The sequence below is a fragment of the Kitasatospora sp. NPDC093558 genome (assembly GCF_040683475.1).
GTDB lineage: Bacteria > Actinomycetota > Actinomycetes > Streptomycetales > Streptomycetaceae > Kitasatospora.
Window position 1 is genome coordinate 1 of the sequence record NZ_JBFBDY010000666.1, and the last position, 3,296, is coordinate 3,296.

The 3,296-nt window shown below is 73.8% G+C and carries 4 protein-coding genes; 2 read left to right on the plus strand and 2 right to left on the minus strand.

What is annotated here, in order from left to right:
- Window positions 1-62: 62 nt before the first annotated feature.
- Both AB0O00_RS33415 and AB0O00_RS33420 read left to right on the plus strand, forming a co-directional pair.
- Complete coding sequence (locus tag AB0O00_RS33415; RefSeq protein WP_363658241.1) at window positions 63-686, plus strand: carbonic anhydrase; 624 nt, start codon at window positions 63-65, stop codon at window positions 684-686.
- Between the two features lie 81 nt (window positions 687-767).
- Window positions 768-1,406 (plus strand): flavin reductase family protein, encoded by a 639-nt coding sequence (locus AB0O00_RS33420; protein WP_363658243.1) that lies wholly within the window; start codon window positions 768-770, stop codon window positions 1,404-1,406.
- A gap of 122 nt (window positions 1,407-1,528) precedes the next feature.
- On the opposite strand, the gene AB0O00_RS33425 is transcribed toward AB0O00_RS33420, so the two are convergent.
- Together AB0O00_RS33425 and AB0O00_RS33430 are read right to left on the minus strand one after the other, a co-directional pair.
- Window positions 1,529-1,735, minus strand: a complete 207-nt coding sequence (locus AB0O00_RS33425; RefSeq protein WP_363658245.1) for a DUF4287 domain-containing protein — start codon at window positions 1,733-1,735, stop codon at window positions 1,529-1,531.
- Between the two features lie 96 nt (window positions 1,736-1,831).
- Window positions 1,832-3,296, minus strand: a 1,465-nt coding sequence (locus AB0O00_RS33430) for a Pls/PosA family non-ribosomal peptide synthetase (RefSeq protein WP_363658247.1), incomplete at its 5' end; no start/stop codon positions are given.

Sequence of the window (3,296 nt, forward strand, 5' to 3'; positions counted from 1 at the left end):
GTCTGACCTGCGCCGGAGCCCCCGCCCTGCGGGGCCGGGCGGGGCCGATCTAGGGTGCTGGCATGATCTCCTCTCCGGTATCCGACCCCCGCCACGCCCTGCGGGTGGTGCTGGAGGGCAACGCCCGGTTCGTCGCGGGCTGCCCCGAGCACCCCAATCAGGACGCCGGGCGCCGGGCCGCGCTGGCCCCGGCGCAGCGGCCGTTCGCGGTGCTGTTCGGGTGCTCGGACTCCCGGCTGGCGGCCGAGATCATCTTCGACCAGGGGCTCGGTGACCTGTTCGTGGTGCGCACGGCCGGGCACGTGGCGGGTCCCGAGGTGCTGGGCAGCATCGAGTACGGGGTGAGCGTGCTGGACTGCCCGCTGGTGATCGTGCTGGGGCACGACTCGTGCGGTGCGGTGGCGGCGGCGCTGGAGGCGGTGGAGGAGGGCCGGCTGCCGGGCGGTTTCGTGCGCGATGTGGTGGAGCGGGTGACGTCGAGCGTGGTGTCGGCGAAGGCGGCGGGCATCGAGGATCCGGACGCGATCGTCGACGAGCACATCCGCCAGAGCGTGGACCTGCTGCTGGAGCGCTCGCAGCTGCTGGCCTCCCGGGTCGCCGCGGGCACGGTGGGCGTGGTGGGCCTGTCCTACCGCCTGACCGACGGCCAGGCCCGCACGGTCGCCACCCGCGGCGACATCCTGTAGCGGCCGCCGAACCAGCGGCCGCCGAACGCGGCGTCCGATCCCCGCCAGCACGGCATCCGGGGCCGCGGCAGAGTCGGGGCCATGCACAAGGTCACCGATCTCAAGGTCCTCTACTTCGGCACCCCGGTGGTGCTGATCGGCTCCCGCAACGCGGACGGGGGCGCGAACCTGGCGCCGATGTCGTCCGCGTGGTGGCTGGGCCAATCGTGTCTGCTGGGGCTGGGCAACAGTGCGCAGACGTCCGCGAACCTGCTGCGCGAGGGCGAGTGCGTGCTCAACCTGCCCTCCTCGGCGATGGTCGACGCGGTGGACCGGCTGGCGCTGCTGACCGGCAATCCGGTCATCCCCGCGTACCGGCGCGAGCAGGGCTACCGCTACGAGCCGCGCAAGTTCGAGGCGGCGGGGCTGACCGAGGTGCCAGGGGAGGTGGTGCGGGCGCCGCGCGCCGCCGAGTGCCCGGTGCAGTTGGAGTGCCGTCTGGTGGCGGCGAGGCCGCTGGCGGGCAACGGGCGGTGCACGGCCTTCGAGGTGGAGGTGGTGCGCGCGCACGTGGACGAGCGCCTGCTCGTGCCGGGCAGCGACCACTACGTGGACCCGGTGGGCTGGGACCCGCTGATCATGAAGTTCTGCGAGTTCTTCGGCGAGGGGCGGCGCCTTGCGCCCTCGCGCCTGGCGCAGGGCTGGCGGATGCCGGGGCGGCTGGCGCCCGCGCGGGCCTGACGGGAAGTCCGGGGTTGACTTCAACAGCTGTTGAAGTTGTCGAATGAGGCCCGGCACCACCGGCACGGGCGTCCTGTCGATGCCCGCCCGTGCCGGGGGCCGCCCCCGCCCGACGGGGCAGATCAGGCCTGGGCGAGGGTGTGGGCGACGAGGGCGTTGGCGTGGCCGTGGCCCAGGCCGTGCTCGGTCTTGAGCCAGGCGACGAGTTCCATGTGCCGGGTGAGCGGGCTGGAGCGGATGAGGTCCTGCCACTGGGCGACGGGTCGGCCGTACTTCTTCTCGATCGCCGGGAAGTAGCCGGCGGGGCCCTTGACGGGTGCTGCGGTCATGGCGGTTTCCCTCTCCAAAAAGCAATGCGCGGTGCGTTTCACGGGATTGGACCGTGATCGCACCGCGCACTCATCGCTTCTCGGCTGTGCCCTGGGTCACACCGCGGCGCGGCGCCTGCCGCGGGCCGCGCGGCGGCCGGCCGGCGGGGTGGGGTCGGTGTTCCAGGCGGCGACGGGGTTGCCGAGCCAGCGGGTGGAGCCGGGGACGTTCTCGCCGCGCATGACCAGGGAGGCCGGGCCGACGGTGGTGCCCTCGCCGAGGGCGGAGTTGAGCAGCACGATGGAGTGCGGCCCGGTGGTGGAGCCGGCGCCGAGGTGGACGGTGCCCAGGCGCATGACGCGGTCGTGGAAGAGGTGGGTCTGCAGGACGGTGCCGCGGTTGACGCTGGCGCCGGCCTCGACGGTGACGAGGTCGCTCTCGGGCAGCCAGTGGGTCTCGCACCACACGCCGCGTCCGATGCGCGCGCCCAGGCTGCGCAGCCACCAGTTGAGGTAGGGGGTGCCGGTGATGCTGGAGCCGCCGAAGGGCATGGCGAGTTCCTCGACGAAGGTGTCGTAGAGCTCGTTGCGCCATACGAAGGAGGACCACAGGGGGTGCTCGTCGGTGCGGAAGCGGCCCACGAGCAGCCACTTGGCGGCGGTGGTCAGCGCGCAGGCGATGACGGCGGCCGCGGCGAGGACGAGGCCGCCGGTGGCGATGGCGACGGGCACGCCGTAGTCGTCGCGGATCGCCTGGAAGGCGGCGAGGACGAAGTCGCCGAGGATGACGGCCAGGACGATCGGCAGCAGGCGGCACAGTTCGACGCCGGCGCGCGCCCACATCAGGCGCCGGGGCGGGTCGTAGGTGCGGGCCTCGCCGCCGGTGTCGGCGACGCGGGGCAGGGCGAAGGCGGGGCGCCCGAGCCAGGAGGAGCCTTCGGGGGCGTGGGCGGGGGTGTCGGACAGGACGCCGACCAGGGAGCCCGCGGGCAGGTGGCGGCCGGGGCCGACGATGCCGGAGTTGCCGACGAAGGAGCGCTTGCCGACCCGGGAGGGGCCCAGGTGCAGCCAGCCGGCGCGGACCTCGTAGGGGGCGACGAGGGTGTCGTCGGCGAGGAAGGCGCCGTCGTCCACGCGCATGAGGCCGGGCAGGGACAGGACCGTGGAGGCCTCGACGCGCCGGCCGATCCTCGCTCCGAGCAGGCGCAGCCACAGCGGGGTGAAGAGGCTGGCGTAGAGGGGGAAGAGGCTGCGGCGGGCGGTGTCGGTGAGGCGGTGGACGGCCCAGGCGCAGAAGGCGACCTTGCCGTGCGCGCTGTGGTGGCCGGGGCGAAGCGGCAGGGAGAACAGGCGCACGGCCAGGACTATGAGCGTGGCGTGGCACAGGAGGGTGAGGACCGTCAGGGGGATGGTCAGGGGCAGGAGCTGGAGGATGGCCTGGCTCAGGGTGCGGTCGGCGTCGATCATCGGGTAGACGATCGCGAGGGCCGGTGCGGCGGCGAGCAGCGGCAGGAGGCCGAAGAGGGTCAGGCCGGCGCCGTAGGCGGGGTTCCAGGCGCGGGTGCGGGGGGCGGGGTGGGCG